16 protein-coding genes are annotated in these 15,077 nt (G+C 72.6%); 8 read left to right on the plus strand and 8 right to left on the minus strand.

What is annotated here, in order from left to right:
- Window positions 1-8 precede the first annotated feature (8 nt).
- Window positions 9-1,364 (plus strand): pentapeptide repeat-containing protein, encoded by a 1,356-nt coding sequence (locus tag ACFY29_RS06715; RefSeq protein ID WP_386983961.1) that lies wholly within the window; start codon window positions 9-11, stop codon window positions 1,362-1,364.
- A gap of 77 nt (window positions 1,365-1,441) precedes the next feature.
- On the opposite strand, the gene ACFY29_RS06720 is transcribed toward ACFY29_RS06715, so the two are convergent.
- A complete protein-coding gene (locus ACFY29_RS06720; RefSeq protein ID WP_328418818.1) occupies window positions 1,442-2,023 on the minus strand; it encodes a TetR family transcriptional regulator in 582 nt (193 codons plus the stop codon).
- Between the two features lie 216 nt (window positions 2,024-2,239).
- Here ACFY29_RS06720 and ACFY29_RS06725 point away from each other — a divergent pair, with 216 nt between their 5' ends.
- The 4 genes from ACFY29_RS06725 to ACFY29_RS06740 all read left to right on the plus strand — a co-directional run bounded on the left by ACFY29_RS06725 (window position 2,240) and on the right by ACFY29_RS06740 (window position 5,416).
- Entirely contained in the window at window positions 2,240-3,706 is a 1,467-nt protein-coding gene (locus ACFY29_RS06725) for an MFS transporter (protein WP_328418819.1), read from the plus strand.
- A 234-nt stretch (window positions 3,707-3,940) separates the two neighbouring features.
- A complete protein-coding gene (locus ACFY29_RS06730; protein WP_386983964.1) occupies window positions 3,941-4,384 on the plus strand; it encodes a nitroreductase family deazaflavin-dependent oxidoreductase in 444 nt (147 codons plus the stop codon).
- 136 nt (window positions 4,385-4,520) lie between these two features.
- On the plus strand, window positions 4,521-4,928 hold the full coding sequence (locus tag ACFY29_RS06735; protein ID WP_386983966.1) for a hypothetical protein: 408 nt from the start codon (window positions 4,521-4,523) through the stop codon (window positions 4,926-4,928).
- A 59-nt stretch (window positions 4,929-4,987) separates the two neighbouring features.
- Complete coding sequence (locus ACFY29_RS06740) at window positions 4,988-5,416, plus strand: ASCH domain-containing protein (protein ID WP_386983968.1); 429 nt, start codon at window positions 4,988-4,990, stop codon at window positions 5,414-5,416.
- A gap of 34 nt (window positions 5,417-5,450) precedes the next feature.
- Here ACFY29_RS06740 and ACFY29_RS06745 read toward each other — a convergent pair whose 3' ends face one another.
- The 4 genes from ACFY29_RS06745 to ACFY29_RS06760 form a co-directional block, all read right to left on the minus strand.
- Window positions 5,451-5,780, minus strand: coding sequence for a hypothetical protein (locus tag ACFY29_RS06745; protein WP_386984665.1), 330 nt, complete (start codon window positions 5,778-5,780; stop codon window positions 5,451-5,453).
- A 71-nt stretch (window positions 5,781-5,851) separates the two neighbouring features.
- Entirely contained in the window at window positions 5,852-6,163 is a 312-nt protein-coding gene (locus ACFY29_RS06750; protein WP_386983970.1) for a hypothetical protein, read from the minus strand.
- A gap of 223 nt (window positions 6,164-6,386) precedes the next feature.
- Window positions 6,387-6,650: a DUF6244 family protein gene (locus ACFY29_RS06755; protein WP_121657199.1), complete on the minus strand. Its 264-nt coding sequence runs from the start codon at window positions 6,648-6,650 to the stop codon at window positions 6,387-6,389.
- Window positions 6,651-6,789: 139 nt separating this feature from the next.
- Window positions 6,790-7,035, minus strand: coding sequence for a winged helix-turn-helix domain-containing protein (locus ACFY29_RS06760; protein WP_088949319.1), 246 nt, complete (start codon window positions 7,033-7,035; stop codon window positions 6,790-6,792).
- A 313-nt stretch (window positions 7,036-7,348) separates the two neighbouring features.
- Between ACFY29_RS06760 and ACFY29_RS06765 the strand changes: the two genes are divergently transcribed.
- Both ACFY29_RS06765 and ACFY29_RS06770 read left to right on the plus strand, forming a co-directional pair.
- Entirely contained in the window at window positions 7,349-7,504 is a 156-nt protein-coding gene (locus tag ACFY29_RS06765; RefSeq protein WP_386983972.1) for a hypothetical protein, read from the plus strand.
- Entirely contained in the window at window positions 7,501-8,106 is a 606-nt protein-coding gene (locus ACFY29_RS06770) for a hypothetical protein (protein WP_386983974.1), read from the plus strand. The genes ACFY29_RS06765 and ACFY29_RS06770 overlap by 4 nt, the downstream gene beginning before the upstream one ends.
- A 407-nt stretch (window positions 8,107-8,513) precedes the next feature.
- On the opposite strand, the gene ACFY29_RS06775 is transcribed toward ACFY29_RS06770, so the two are convergent.
- The 3 genes from ACFY29_RS06775 to ACFY29_RS06785 all read right to left on the minus strand — a co-directional run bounded on the left by ACFY29_RS06775 (window position 8,514) and on the right by ACFY29_RS06785 (window position 12,933).
- Window positions 8,514-9,410 (minus strand): hypothetical protein, encoded by an 897-nt coding sequence (locus ACFY29_RS06775; protein WP_386983976.1) that lies wholly within the window; start codon window positions 9,408-9,410, stop codon window positions 8,514-8,516.
- 2 nt (window positions 9,411-9,412) lie between these two features.
- Window positions 9,413-11,986, minus strand: a complete 2,574-nt coding sequence (locus ACFY29_RS06780; RefSeq protein WP_386983978.1) for an FtsK/SpoIIIE domain-containing protein — start codon at window positions 11,984-11,986, stop codon at window positions 9,413-9,415.
- A 149-nt stretch (window positions 11,987-12,135) separates the two neighbouring features.
- The gene (locus tag ACFY29_RS06785) at window positions 12,136-12,933 is read right to left on the minus strand and encodes an SGNH/GDSL hydrolase family protein (protein WP_386983980.1); all 798 of its coding nucleotides are present in this window, start codon (window positions 12,931-12,933) and stop codon (window positions 12,136-12,138) included.
- A gap of 201 nt (window positions 12,934-13,134) precedes the next feature.
- Between ACFY29_RS06785 and ACFY29_RS06790 the strand changes: the two genes are divergently transcribed.
- Entirely contained in the window at window positions 13,135-14,664 is a 1,530-nt protein-coding gene (locus tag ACFY29_RS06790; protein WP_386983982.1) for a M1 family metallopeptidase, read from the plus strand.
- The last annotated feature ends 413 nt before the right edge of the window (window positions 14,665-15,077 follow it).

Here is a 15,077-nt window from a genome sequence, read left to right on the forward strand (position 1 = left end):
CTGTGGCCGTGGCCGCCGACGAACCCACCGAGCGCCAGTTGCGGGTGATGCCGTGGTGGCTGGTCCTGGTCGGCCTGCTCCTCGCTGCCGCCCTGGGCTGGCTGGTGCTGGGCCTGCTGCTCACCGAGGCTGACCGGGCCACCCAGCCGGACACCCGCGCCACGCTGCGCATCGACGCGATCCGCACCGGCCTGACCGTGGTCGCCGGCACCGGTGGCGGGCTGGCGCTCCTGCTGGCCGCCCGCCGGCAGTGGATCACCGAACGCGCACAGCGGCACCAGGAGAGCGTCGCCGCCCGGGACCAGGCCCACCGGGACCGGGTGCAGGCGCACGCCGAGTCGGCGGCCGAGGTCGCGCAGCGGCACCAGGACCGGCAGTCCGGAGCGGCCGAGCACGACGCCGCCGAGCGCCGACTGACCGAGCTCTACACCCGTGCTGTTGAGCTGCTCGGCAACGACAGCGCCGCGGTACGCCTCGGCGGGCTGCACGCGCTGGAACGCCTCGGCCAGGACAATCCGGCGCAGCGGCCGACGATCGCGGCGGTGCTCTGCGCGTACCTGCGCATGCCGGCGCCGGACGACGAGCCGCGCGAGACGGAGGTCCGACGCACCGCGCAGCGGGTGCTCACCCGGCACCTGCGCGCGGACGGCCCGGCGCACTGGCCGGAGATCACGCTTGATCTGACCGGGGCCCGACTGGTCGACTTCGACGCCGCCGGCTGCACGCTGGTCGACGCGGACTTCACCGGGGCGGTGTTCACCGGTGTCACCAGCTTCGCCGGCGCGACCGCCCGGGGGCGGCTCCGCCTCGGGGCGACCTTCGGCGACGTCACCTTCGACGACCTCACCGCCGAGGCGGAGGTGGTCCTGGACGACGCCCGCTTCGACGGTCAAGCCAGCTTCGACCGGGCCGTTTTCACCGCCGGCCTGTCCTGTCGGCGGTGCCGCTTCGCCGGCCCGACGTCATTTCACCGGGCGACCTTCCACCAGCCGACCAGCTTCGACGCGACCCGCTTCGGCGACGGGAGCAGGTTCCGGCAGGCCACGTTCCTCGGCGGCCTGTCCATGGAGCACACCGAGTTCGCCGGGTACGCCGGGTTCCGCTCGGTCCGTTTCGCGGACCTGGCCCTCTTCCGGTGGACCGTGTTCGCGGCCGACGCGTGCTTCGAGCAGGCGCGTTTCGAGGGGGCGGCGAACTTCGGCCGGGCCCGGTTCCACGGCGCGGGCAGGTTCGACGGCGCCCAGTTCGGCCAGCCGCCCCAGGTCGACCAGGCGCGGGCGGCGGCCGGCGGCGGACACGCCTGGCCCGCCGGGACGACGGTCGAACGGCTCGACGACGAGTGGCTACTGCTCGTCGACCACTGACGCCGGCACGATGGCGCACCGAGCGTCGCCGATCAGCTCGACACGTCGCCGGTCTGGCCGCCAGCGTGGCGGATGAGTCAGTGGGCGGCGGGCGCGGGCCGCAGGCCGTCGAGGGCCACGCCAAGCACCCGGTCGCGCTGCTCGGTCGACGGGAACTGGGCCATGGTGAGGCCGCTGATCAGCCGCACCACGTCGTCGAAGCCGACGTCCTCGCGGACCGTCCCGGCCGCCTGGGCACGGTGCATCATCGGCTCGCCGGCGGCGTAGATCTCCGTCCGACAGCTCCGGAAGACCTCGGAGTCGCGCAGCAGCTCCTCGGCGAGCGCCCGCTTGGTGGCCACGTACGCGACGAACCGGTGCAGCCAGGCCACGAGGGCGTCCCACGGGGGCAGTTCGGCCAGGTCCTCGGCGGACCGGCAGAGTGTCCGGACCTCCTCGACGTAGACGGCCTCGAACAGCTCCTGGCGGTTGGCGAAGTTCCGGTAGAGGGTGCCGATGCCGACGCCGGCTCGGCGGGCCACGTCCTCCAGCGATGCGGACGCGCCGTTTTCGGCGAACGCCTCGCGGGCAGCGGCCACCAGCGCGTCGTAGTTGCGCCGCGCGTCAGCCCGCTTGGGCCGCCGGGCGAAGACCTCGGGCACCTGCCCCGCGCTGGTCATGACGTGCGTCACCTCACCTTGGTTGCATCCGGAGGGAACCCTCCGCTAGCTTAGTGGAGGCACCCCTCCGGAATCCCGGAGGCATACCTCCGGTTAGCTTACCTCGGGACCGCCCGATCCGCCTGGCCACCCGATCGCCCGGACCCGACAGCCTGCCCGCCGCGCACGACGGGCGTCAAAACCTCCTTCCGTACGCCAATCAGGGAGTTTCCTTTCGTGGCAGTGACCTCCCGACGCGGCTCGCGTCGGCTCACCTTCTCCGTGCTGGCCGCCGGCGCCGGGTTCTTCGCGATGCTCCAGTCGCTGATCACCCCGGTGCTGCCGACCATCCAGCACGATCTGCACACCTCCCAGAACACCGTGACCTGGGTACTGACCGCCTACCTGCTGTCGGCGTCGATCTTCACGCCGATCCTCGGCCGGGTCGGCGACATGGTCGGCAAGGAGCGGATGCTGGTCGTCTCGCTCGCCGCGCTCGCCATCGGCTGTCTGCTGGCCGCCATCGCGCCGAACATCAGCGTGCTCATCATCGCCCGGGTCGTGCAGGGTGTCGGCGGGGCGGTATTCCCGCTGTCGTTCGGCATCATCCGTGACGAGTTCCCCGCCGCGCGGGTCTCCTCCGCCGTCGCCGCCATCTCGGCGATCGTCGCCGCCGGCGGCGGCCTGGGCGTCGTCCTCGCAGGCCCGATCGTGGCCGCACTGGACTACCGGTGGCTGTTCTGGATCCCGATGGTCGTGGTGGGGCTGACCGCCGTCGCCGCCCACCTGTTCGTGCCCGAGTCGCCGGTGCGTACCCCCGGGCGGATCGACTGGCGGGCCACCCTGCTGCTCTCCGGCTGGCTGGTCGCACTGCTGCTGCCGATCAGCCAGGGCGCGGCCTGGGGCTGGACCTCCGGCCGGGTGCTCGGCCTGCTGGCGCTCGCCGTGGTGCTGCTGGTCGGCTGGCTGGTCGCCGAGGTTCGGTCGACCAACCCGTTGATCGACATGCGGATGATGCGGCTGCCCGGCGTCTGGACCACCAACCTGGTCGCCCTGCTCTACGGCGCGTCGATGTTCTCCGTGTACGCGTTCCTCCCGCAGTTCGTGCAGACCCCGACGGCCGCGGGCTACGGCTTCGGCGCCACCATCAGCCAGGCCGGCCTGCTCATGCTGCCGATGCTGGTCGCGATGTTCATCGCCGGCCTGGTCGCCGGCCGGCTCCAGGCGGTCTTCAGCGCGAAGGCGCAGCTCGCCACCGGTGCCGCGTTCAACGTGGCCGCCTCGGCGATGCTGGCCCTCGCGCACGACACCCGCTGGGAGGTCGCCATCGCCGGTGGCCTGGTCGGCCTCGGCATCGGCCTGGCCTTCGCCTCGATGGCCAACCTCATCGTGGGCAGCGTGCCCGCCAGCCAGACCGGCGTGGCGACCGGCATGAACGCCAACATCCGCACCATCGGCGGCGCGATCGGCGCTGCCGTGGTCAGCGGCGTGATCACCGCCCACCCGCAGGCCAACGGACTGCCCCGGGAGGCCGGCTTCACGATGGGCTTTCTGGTCCTCACCGCGATCGCCCTCGCCGCCGCGCTCGCGGCCCTGGCCGTCCCGTCCGCCCGGCGGGCGACGTCCGGTCGCCGGCCGTCCACCGCGACGATCGTCGAGTCGGAGCTAGCCGGCGAGTTCGCCACCATGCCGTCGACTCGCTGAACCGCACCGGCCCCGGGTCGGAACGGGGCAGGCAGCGCATGCTGCCTGCCCTGTTTCCGACCGCGACGACCTGCACGCGCAACACTGCGATATTTACGGATGTAAGCCTTGACGCCTACGACGCGGTCTGAGGTCAGAGGGCTGCTGTCACTGCCCCGCCCCGCGCTGAGCCGCCCTTCGCGGGGCCACCCCGACACTCCCTGGACGGCTAGGCTCCGCCGAGGAGGTGGTCCCGTGACCGCGGCTGAGCAGGACGAGACGATCGAGGACAGCCCTGTCGGCTGGGTTGCCAGCCACATCCGGCGCTACGTGGAGACCGACGGCGCCGACGGCGGTAAGTACCACGGGTACCCGGCACTGCTGCTCACCACGCGGGGCCGCCGGTCCGGGAGGCTGCACCGGACCGCGCTGATCTACGGCCGTGACGGCGACCGCTATCTGCTGGCGGCGTCGGCCGGCGGCGCGGCGAAGCACCCCGCCTGGTACCTGAATCTGAACGCCGACACCGCGGTGGAGATCCAGGTCGACGCCGAGCGGTTCACCGGACGCGCTCGCACCGCGACAGCCGAGGAACGGGCCCGGCTGTGGCCGGTGATGACGGCGGTCTTCCCGACGTACGCCCGCTATCAGAAGGCCACCGACCGCGAGATCCCCGTGGTCATCGTCGAACGCGTCTGACGCCGGTCATCCACGCGGCCTCCTGAGGCCGATCTGGACGGTGATGACGACGCCCTGCGTCACGGGTCGATACAAGAGCGTCGATGAGCGCTATGGTGACCGCAGGTAAGCACCCACTCCGACAAGGAGAACGACTGTGCGCCGCATCGCAACCACCATCGCACTGCTCGGGCTGTCGCTGTTCGTGTTGCTGGCGCCGACGCCGGCGAGCGCGGCGAGTACCGTCGACGTCACGTCGGCGACTCTGGTCGCGCGAGGCGTCGCCGTGGACCTCACCCTTACCGTGACATGCCAAAACGGCATGTCCGGCGGCTCGGAGCTGATCCTCAGGCAGCGGTCGGGCGACAGGGTGGCGTACGGGTCGGGCTGGGCGCCCATCTCCTGCACGGGCGAGCCTCAGGCTGTGACGGGACGGGTGTTTGCGGAGGCGGGCGGCTTCGCCTTCAACAAGGGCGTGGCGCTGGCCAACGGATCCTTCGAACTGTGTGCCCAGGAAAACTGTGAGTTCCTGCAGTTCGACGAAACGATCCGCGTGACTCGCTGAGCTTGCCGACAGGTGACCCGGGGCAGCCTCTGCCGACCGGCCGGGGAAGCATGTACGGCATGAAACTCGATGATCTGCCATTGGTGGAGTTCGCGTTCCCCGGGCCGCTACGGGATCAACTGGTGGCCGCGATCCTGTCCGGCGCGAAGACCACGACCTCTGGTCTGCTGCTCGGATACGAGCGCGAGAACGAGCCGCTGCCCCGGGTCGGCCAGCGAATGGCGGTGGTGGACTCGCAGGAACGGCGGGTCGCGGCGATCGAGGTGACCGAGGTGCGGGTGGTCCGGCTCGCGGACGTGGACCTTCAGCACGCCCTCGACGAGGGTGAGGGTGATGAGTCAGTGGCGCAGTGGCGGGCCGGTCACGAGAGGTTCTGGCACAGCGCGGAGGTTCGCGCCGAGCTGGGCGACCCCGGTTTCACCGTGAACGACGACACTCTGGTGCTGACCAAGCGCTTCCGGCTGGTGCACCTCGCCGGAGACGAGTGATTCCTCTCGACGGTTCGCGCCGAGAATCAGTCACCTAGGCGGGGAAGCGGATGACCGGCAGGTCAACGCCATCGCCGTACGCTGTTCCCTCGCCGGTCAGCACGCACGCGTCGTGCTCCAGCATCGCCATCACGGCGGCAGCGAGATCGACCCGGCCGGTGACCGTGCGCCAGTAGGCCAACTCCTGCCAGTCCTCGCCCCACGTCGGCAGCACTGCGCACGCGGGACGTTCCAGCAGCCGGTGGAGTACCGCCCTGTCAGCCGGATCGTCCACCACCGCCAGCACCTCGGCGGCGACCACGGCCGGCACACCGAACCGCACGCCGTCCTGGGCGATCCCGTGAATGGGTTCGGCAACGTCCATCGAGCCGGCGAGGTAGGCCAGTAGCGCGGACCGATCCAGCACCAGCCTGACCGGAGCCGTCTCCGGGCCGATCACGCCGCCGGCGCCTGGCTGTCGGAGCCGTCGAACAACTCCCCTGCCGCACGGCGAGACCGGTCGCGCAGCGCGGCTCGACGGCCAGGCGACCACTCCTGCTCGACCTGGGCGCGTTGAGCCCTGGCCCGAGCTCGTCCTTCCGCAGTGACGGTCATGCCACGTCGGGCCAACTCGGCGTCCAGATCCTCGGCACGCATTCGGGCACGAATCGTGTCGACGACGTACGCACTGGCGTTGGGCTCACGCTCCAAGCGCTCCGCGACGTCCTGCGGAAGCGAGAAGGATTTCTTGCTTACGGACCCGGTCATACTACGGACGGTATCGAGTCGCACCACCGATCGACAGCGACACGCTCAGCCTTAGGCCGTCTGGTTCAGACGTCAATCCGCCGCCTCCATCGCGGCCCAGATCTCGTCGAGGTAGTCCCACCAACGCTGGTCATCGAGCCGGAAGCTGGTAAGCAGGAATCCACCGACCACGAAGGTGTTACCCACGACATCAGCGCGCGGTCTTGTGCTACCACCCCCGTGGTCAGTTTCCCAGCGCTCGGACCTTGGCGATCGTCTCCTGGACGTGCTGCTTGGCCGGGTCGCCGCCCTGGGACGCCTGCGCGAGGGCCTGACGGTACGCGTCGATCATGCCGATCAGCGGGCCGGCGGCCACACCCTCCAGCGCGCCGGCGACGAGCGCCCGCGCTTCGGCGGCGTCCTGCGCTGCCGCTGCGGTCTTGGCCTTCGCCTCGTCCAGCTTCTGCGACGCCGCCGCCAACCTCGCGATGATCTGTGCTGCGCTCACGCGCATCCTCCCCGTGGTCGACCATCGCCTCCACCACCGCACCGGCGGAGACCACAAGGGAGCGTACGAGATCCGCGCACCCTCCGCGACCGCCCGCTCGGTTCCAAGGTCTCAAGCGGCACCCAGGGACCAGGCTTTCTCAGCGCTCGGCGACGAAAACTCCGACACCACCGACACCCTCCACCAGGCCCTCGATCTTGAGCGCGTTGATGGCCTGACGTACGACGATGGCTGAGACGTCATGCTGACGGCACAACTCGGAGGTCGAGGGCAGCTTGTCGCCCGGCGCGAGTTCGCCGGACTTAATCTGAGCGCGGATGCCGTCGGCGATCAGCGCCCACTTGGCTTTGGCGGGCATAGGTGTCTCCCAGGTCTGCCCCGCCATTCGATCACGAGCAACTTTGTATAGCAAGCAATGTGTGGTCAGTGCTTGCGCGTACATGACCTGTTATATACGCTCACCCTTGGCCGGCTCCCAGGTCTGCAACCCCGGAGTTGGTTCTTCCCCACCGCGCAGAGAGCGCCCGGCCGGCCGGTCCCCCCGTCCGGCCGGGCGTGCCGGGGCGTGCCCGCACGCCGCCCCGATGCAACGCCATGAGCAGCAAGGAGACCCACCCGACGGGAGCCGCCCGATGGCCGATCAACCCAACGAAGGACCCGACGACCCACCCGCCCGACAGGGGCCAGACCATCGCCTCGTGTCCGATCAGGACGTCGAGGACGCCGACGACATCCTCTTCGCCCATCCGCCCCGCGTGGTGCGGCGCTGGCTCTGCGGGTGCGGCGCGGACTACCCCTGCCCCGAGGTGCGCTTCGCCCTCCTGGTCAAGTCCACCGCCGAGGCGGGTGAATGAACGCAGACGCGGTGGACGACCTGCGCGACGCCTGGCTTGCCACGATCGCCGCCACCGATCGTGCCAGCGCACACCTGCACGGCGCGGGGCCGCCCGGTCGGCGGCTGCCCTGGCAGGACGCGGTCACCGAGTGCTGGCGAGCGCTGAGTCTGGTCTACGCCGGCTTGGCCGCGACTCGTGACTCAACCAGCGCGCCCATGGAAGGCAGCTCGGCCGGCGAGCTGATCGCCGGGCTGCGTGCGGCTCGCGCCGACGCGGACCGGGCCGCCGCGCTGGCTGCCCGGGTCCGCTGGCGGCTGGCGGTGACCGAGGACTGGCTCCGACGTACCCGAGAAGTGGCGGACGCGGTCGCGGCCCGGCACTTCGCGGCGGCGATCACCCGGCTGGACCTGGTCGCCGCTCGGCTCGCGGTCGGCGGCTGCCGCATCGACCGCTCGGTGGCGGCGCTGACCGGCGAGCCGGTGGCACCCGCACCCAACCGGCTCGTAAGCACCACCACCGAGGAGATCGCACGCGGCTGCCACGCGGCGAGCGCACTGGTGAGCACGAGACGCCGGGGCCACCGAATCACACTCACGATGATCAGGGAGCGACGATGGTGACGGATCCCCACGCGGCGTTGCGCGGCCTGCTGGCCGGCCGGTTGCGCGGCCACGACCGGCGGTTGCGGCGGTTCGCCGACCCGGACTGGCGGCGGTACGCCGACCTGCTCGCCGGGGCGCTGCTGGTGACGGTGCGGCGGCGGTTCGTCGCCGGGCAGGACCGGGCGCCGGTGATCCGGTTCGTGGCGTCCGCCCGGGAACGCTACGACGCCTCCGGTCAGGACGTGGACCCGGCGCTGGCCGAGGCGCTGGTCTGGGCGGCGCTGGGCGAGCACCCATCGGTGCCGGACAGCGCGGCGGCGATCGTCGCCCGGACGGTGCTGCTGCTCGGGCTACTGGAGGACGAGGGCCTCACCGACCGCGAACGGGACGAGATCCTCGCGGCCGCCGCGCACGCCGCCGACGGGTCAGCGCAGGGTGCGAAAGAGCAGCAGGTACGCGCAGTAGCCCATCGGGACCAGCAGGAAACAGATCAGGAACCCGAGCGGCAGGTAGCGGGGCGGGTTGCCGGCGACCATGGCGGGCCGCCCCCACCGGCCGAGCACCAGGTACCCGCCGAAGAACGCCAACGCGGGCAACCCGGCGCAGATCCACGCGCCGAGGGTGAACCCGTCGACCAGGCCGACCCCGGAGGCGAGCACCAGGGTCAGCATGAGCACCCCCGCCGCCGCCCCGCACCCGGTGTAGACAGCGACCGCCCGCGCCAGTGGTGACCACGTCGGCAGCAGCGCCGGACGCTGGGCCAGCAGCTCCGCCTGGTGCCCGTGCCGGTCCGCCTCGTCGGCCATCCGCCGGGCCAACTCCAGCTCCACCGCCGGGTCGACCGCCGCCGCGCGCTGCGCCGGCACCCCGGCGCCCGCCGGGCTCACCGCCGTCGGCAGCGCCAGCCGCGCCTCCCCCACCGGCAGCTCGGGGTACGCCCCGACATCCGCCCGCCCCGGCGCGCCGGCTGCGCCGTCGGGCCTGCCGCCCCCCGGTCCGGGGCCGGCGGGCGGGCCGGACACCACAGCGGAGTCACCGGGTGACCCGGTCCCGGGTGGCGGGCTCGGCCAGGTACCGGCCGCACCCGGCCCGGAGCCCGGGTGCCCCTGCTGGGGCCTCGCGACAGCGGCTGGCTGGTCGATGCCGATCGCCCGGCCGAGCTGGTCGAGGCGGTGCCCCTGGGCGGTCAGCCGCTGGTGCAGGTAGTCGACGGCGGCGTGCAGGTCACGGCGGCGCTCGGACTCGGCCGCGGCATTCCGCTCGCCGACTCGACGCTGTTCGGCGAGTTGTCGGGCCAGCGCCGCGTACTCCTCGAAGGACACCGTCAGTGCTCCCCGTCCAGCTCGTGCCCGTCCCGGGCGAACGGCACGATCAGCCGGGTGCGCTGGTCGTGCCGGTCGATCAGCAGAGCCCGGTCGGCGCGGGGCGTGTAGGCCAGGTCGTGCACCCCGAGGTGCAGGGCCAGCTCGGCCCCGGGCACGTTGAGCGCGACCAGGCAGGCGACGTCGTCGCGGTTCTGCGTGCCGCCGAGGTCGTCGGCGAGCCGGCGCAGCCCGCGCCACCAGCCGAGCAGGTGCACCCCCTGCCCGGGGCCCTGCCGCAGCACGGTACGCAGGTCGTCCAGGCCCGAGCGGAAGGTGACCGGGTCGGCCGCCCCGAGCACCGGCGCGGCGGCGTCCATCCCGAACACCACCAGGTACTCGCGCCCGTCGGGCGCCTCGGCGAGTGCCGCGATCCGGTCGCGCAGCCCCGCCGCGTCGAGGCGCTGCACCTGGTGGCCGGCGGCCCGCAGCGCGGTCTCGGTCTCGTCGGCAACCGGGTCGGCGGCGGTGACCAGCGAGGCCAGCAGGAATCGGGCGTCGCCGGCGGCGTGCTGGCGGGCCAGGCTCAGCGTCGCGGCGCGCAGCACGTCCGCGCCGGCCGGCGCGGTGCCCACCACGGCGAGGTGCCGGCCGGGAGTGGTGTCCATCAGGAACAGCGCGGTGGTGCCGTGCACGTCGACCGTCCGGCCGACCAGGGCCATCGGGCGTCGGCCACCGGGGCGTAGGCCGGCGAAGGTGGGGTCGTCCTCGACTCGCGCCGCCTCGTACCCCTTGAAGACCGCCGGCGCGCGCGAGCCCTGCGGGCGGGCCTGCCACAGCTCGTGGCGCAGCGCGGCGAGGTCGGCGGTGGCGGCGTGCGCGTCGGGGAACCGCAGCACGGTGTTGGCACCGACCGCGCCGGCGGCGGTGTTGACCACGGCGGAGCCGATCGGCAGGGCCGCGGCGGCGTCGTTGAGCGGGTCGAGCACCCCACCGCCACCCGGCAGCGCCACGCGCAGCGCGAACTGCCCGAAGATCGCCTCGGCCCGGCCGTAGAGCGCCTCGATGCCGGTCATGCTCTGGCTGGCCAACACCAGGTGTACGCCGTAGGAGCGGCCCTTGCGGGCCAACTCCTCCAACAGGTCGACGGACTCGCGGGCCAGCGCGTCGTTGCCGGCGAGCAGCACGTGGAACTCGTCGATGACCGCCACGATGCGGGGCAGCGGATTGTCCCGGGGCAGGTCGGCGAGCTTGGTGACGCCGTGCCGCTTGAGGGCGGTGGCCCGGCGTTGCGCCTCCCGGCGCAGCTCGCGGAGCACGGCGAGGCCGTACTCGCGGTCGGACTCGATGCCGACGGCGCGGGCGTGCGGCAGCCAGGACGGGTCCCGCCCGGTGGGCACGAACTCGGAGAAACTCACGCCCTCCTTGAAGTCGAGCAGGTAGAGCTGCAGCTCGGCCGGCGAGTAGCGGGCGGCCAGCCCGTACAGGACGTCGAGCAGGAAGACGGTCTTTCCGGCGCCGGTGCGGCCGCCGACCAGCCAGTGCGGGGTGGCGTCGTCGAAGGCGACCGTCAGTGCGGTGTCGAAGGCGCCCGTCGGTGAAGTGTCGCCGGTCAGCGGGGCGCGGCCGACCCGGCCGATGACGGTCCGCAGGCCGTTGCCGGCGGACTCGGCCCAGCGTCGCTCCGGCAGCAGCTCGGCGAAGTGCAGCGCGTCGGCGCGGCGGGCGGCGGCGCCCAGGTGTTCGGCGAGGGCGCGCACCGAGGCTGGCGGCGGGTCGCCGTCGAGCAGGACCGGCGCGGCGAGGCCACTGCCGTCGGCGCTGAACGGGACGCCGGGCGGATCGCCGACGTACGCGTACCGCTCGGTGAGCCGCACCGCGGTGGTGCCGCCCAGCGGTGGCGAGGTCTCGCCGGGCAGCCGGGACGGGTGTCCGGCGAGCAGCACGCAGACGGCGGCGGACGGGCCGGCGTGGGTGAACGCGGCGAGCCGGGCCAGCTCGCGCGGCGGCGGGGCCGCGGTGGCGACCACCACCAGGAGCTGCCGGGTGTCGGGCTCGGCGTGCTGCGCGGCGCGGGCGTGTTGTTCGACGGCGTCCAGCAGTGCCGCCACCTCGCCCTCACCGGTCGCTGACGGGTCGAGGACCCCGGCGTCGAGCAGCGGGCGCAGCGGGCCGAAGGTGGCGCCCAGCGCGGCGGTGTCGATGCCGACGACCCGGACCTGCCCGGCCGGGGCGGTGGCGACCAGGCGCAGCACCAGCGCCCGCAGCAGCCCCGCGACCCGTGGATCCCGGGCGTCGGTGTCCAGCGCCAGGTGGTGGCCGCCACCGAGCGGCAGCAGCACCGGGAAACCGCCGTCGGGAGTGGACGCCTCGCCGACCCGGACCGCGGTCGGCACGTCGGTCAGCGGGGTGGCGCCCGGGGTGGGGGTGGCCAGCGCGCCGCCGACCCGGGCCAGTCGGGCCACCAGCTCGTCGGCGCCGACCGGCGCGACGGGAGCCGGTGCCGCGCCGAGCGCGCCCCGGGCGGTGTCCAGGTGTGACCGGGCCGCCCGGTGGGCGCTGACCGCCTGCCCGTACGCCGACGCGAGCCTGCCCACGCTCTGCCTCCCACGCCACGCTGTCCGGTTCGCGGAAACCCTAACGGACGGCGGTGGCACCGGGACAGTACCGACGCGACCGGGTCGGGTCGGAGCGCGGCGGCCGACGGTCCGGGGTGGACCGTCGGCCGTCAGGGACGGTGTGCGGGTCAGCCGGTGACCGCGTTCAGCGCCGGCAGGTAGCCGTAGCGGTAGCCGTCGGCGTCCGGATGGTACGCCTCGATGATCCCGGAAATGTCGTTGATCCACGGGTCGCCGGCGCAGACGCCGTGACCGGCGAAGGTGGACCGGGTGTCGGCGAAGGTTGCGCCGGCCGCCCTGGCCCGGCCGGCGGTGACCGAGGCGAGCACGTCGGCGGCCTCGTTGAGGATCGTGCGCTTGTAGGTGCTCATCGCCAGCCATCCGCAGGAGCTGGTCTCGAACAGTCGCGGGTAGCCGAGGACGATCAGCCGGGCGTTGGGAGCCCGGTTACGGATGGCGGCGTAGGTGGCGTCGAGCCGGCCGGCCAGCGTCGACGTGGCGAAGGCCTTGGCGGTGTTGACCGCATTGGTGCACGACGAGGTGCTGCCGAACCGGCAACTGGTGATGACGTTGACGAAGCCGGCGTCGTTGCCACCGATGGTGATGGTGACCAGGGTGGTGCTGGAGCTGAGCGCGCTGACCTGGTCGTTGAGCACGTCGGCGGTGACCGCACCGCCGCAGGCCCGGAAGTTGAAGCTGGTCACGCCGTGGGCGGCCGCCCAGAGCGGGGCGTACGACTTCTGGCTGCGGAGGCAGCCGGACAGGTCGTACGGGCCGGCGCCGACACCGGAGGAGTACGAGTCGCCGAGCGCGACGTAGTTGACGGCGGCAGCCTGCGCGGTGCCGGGGACGAGCACGGCGCCGAGGGCGGCGGTGAAGAGTGCGACCAGCGCGGCCAGGGCGCGGGCCAGCGGGCGGTGGGGCATGACGGACCTCCACAGGACAGGGGGGTGGGATCCTGCGACCGCGCGCGTGGCCAGGGGTGGGTCTCTTGTTACTAGTCGGTAATGCTATCGAAACATTTAGATCAATGGAATAGCGCGACGACACCGCGCGGCGGGCCGGCGACGTTCACAGTTGTCGATTAGGTTGGCGGGGCGAACACCCCGATGGAGGGAGTCCACCTCGTGCGACGAGTCCTCACGGCGGCCACCGCCGCCCTGACCCTCACCACCGCCGGCACCATGCTCGCCGGCACCCCTGGCCAGGCCGCCCCGACGGGCTGGGGCCGGCCCGTCGTCACGGTCGCGCCGCAACCCGGCGCGCCCGGCCTGGGCGACAGCTACTTCCCCGACTACGGCAACGGCGGCTACGACGTCTCGCACTACGACGTCCGGCTGCGCTACGACCCGGCCACCGACCGGCTCACCGGCACCACCACCATCCTCGCCACCGCCACCCAGGACCTCTCCCGGTTCAACCTGGACTTCCTGCTCGGCGTCGAGTCGGTGCGGGTCAACGGCTGGGCGGCGAGCACCAGCACCGCGGGCGCGCACGAACTGGTGGTCACCCCGGCTCGCACGGTGACCCGGGGCCAGCAGCTCACCATCGTGGTGCGCTACGACGGCATCCCGTCGGAGACCCTGGTCAACGGCTACACCGGCTGGACGCGTACCGACGACGGGGCGCTGGCGGTCAACGAGCCGGAGTCGGCGTGGTGGTGGTTCCCGAGCAACGACCACCCGTTGGACAAGGCCACCTTCGACATCTCCGTGTCGGTGCCCACCGGCGTCGAGGTGATCAGCAACGGCGTGCAGCCACGGCCGCCGCTGGCCGAGGCCGGCAACCGCACCCGGTGGATCTGGCGGACCACCTCCCCCACCGCCACCTACCTGGCGTTCATGGCCATCGGCCAGTACGACATCGTCACCGACACCACGCCGAGTGGCCAGCCGGTGATCAACGCGTACAGCACCTCGCTCGGCGAGCTCGGGCCGGCCGCGCGGGCCAGCATCGAGCGCACCGCCGAGATCGTCGACTGGGAGAGCGGGATCTTCGGCCCGTACCCGTTCGAGGCGCAGGGCGGCGTGGCCGGGCCGCTGGACGGCATCGGCTTCGCACTGGAGACGCAGACCCGACCGGTGTACGGCCCGGGCTTCTGGCGGCGCGGCGCCAACACGTACGTGGTGGCGCACGAACTCGCGCACCAGTGGTTCGGCGACTCGGTCTCGGTGGCCGACTGGCGCAACATCTGGCTCAACGAGGGCTTCGCCTCGTATGCCGAATGGCTCTGGTCGGAGGAGCAGGGCGAGGGCACCGCCCAGGAGGTGTTCGACTTCACCTATGCCAGCTACCCGGCCGACTCCGAGTTCTGGCAGGTGCTGCCGGGTGACCCGGGCGCTGGTCGGGTCTTCGACAACGCCGTCTACGACCGGGGCGCGATGACGCTGCACCAGCTGCGGCTGGCGGTCGGCGACGACGCATTCTTCGAGATCCTGCCTGCCTGGACCGCAGAGCACCGGTACGGCAACGGCACCATCGCGCAGTTCCAGGCCCTGGCCGAGCAGATCTCCGGGCTGGACCTGGACGATCTCTTCACCACCTGGCTGTTCACCGCCGGCCGGCCCGACGTGGCCTCGGCCGCGCGCAAGGCCGCCCCGCCGGCCGAACCGAAGTCCTGGGCCAAGATCCGTGAGGCCCACGAACTGATGCACTGAGTTCCGACATCGGATGGGAGGCCCGCCGCCCACGCGCGGCGGGCCTCCCCGAACCGCACAGCGTGCCTGTCGAGCTGCCGCAATAACGGGGCAGCCCGCGTCCGCCCGCGCGGCGTTCCTCCCGGCAGCCCCGGCCACCTCGCTGCGCTGGCACAGCGGGTCCAACCCACCCCCCTACACGCCTGTCGAGCTGCCCCAAAAATGGGGCACCCCGCGTCCGCCCGCGCGGCGTTCCTCCCGCCAGCCCCGGCCACCTCGCTGCGCCGGCGCAGCGAGTCCAACCCACCCCCCTACACGCCTGTCGAGCTGCCCCAAAAATGGGGCACCCCCGCGCCTGCCGGCACCGGCACCGCACCGCACGCACCGGCAACTGCACCGGTCTCTTGCGACGGCCGGACCGGCGACGCGGACGC

Origin of the sequence: Micromonospora sp. NPDC000668 (assembly GCF_042897975.1) — a bacterium.
Lineage (GTDB): Bacteria > Actinomycetota > Actinomycetes > Mycobacteriales > Micromonosporaceae > Micromonospora.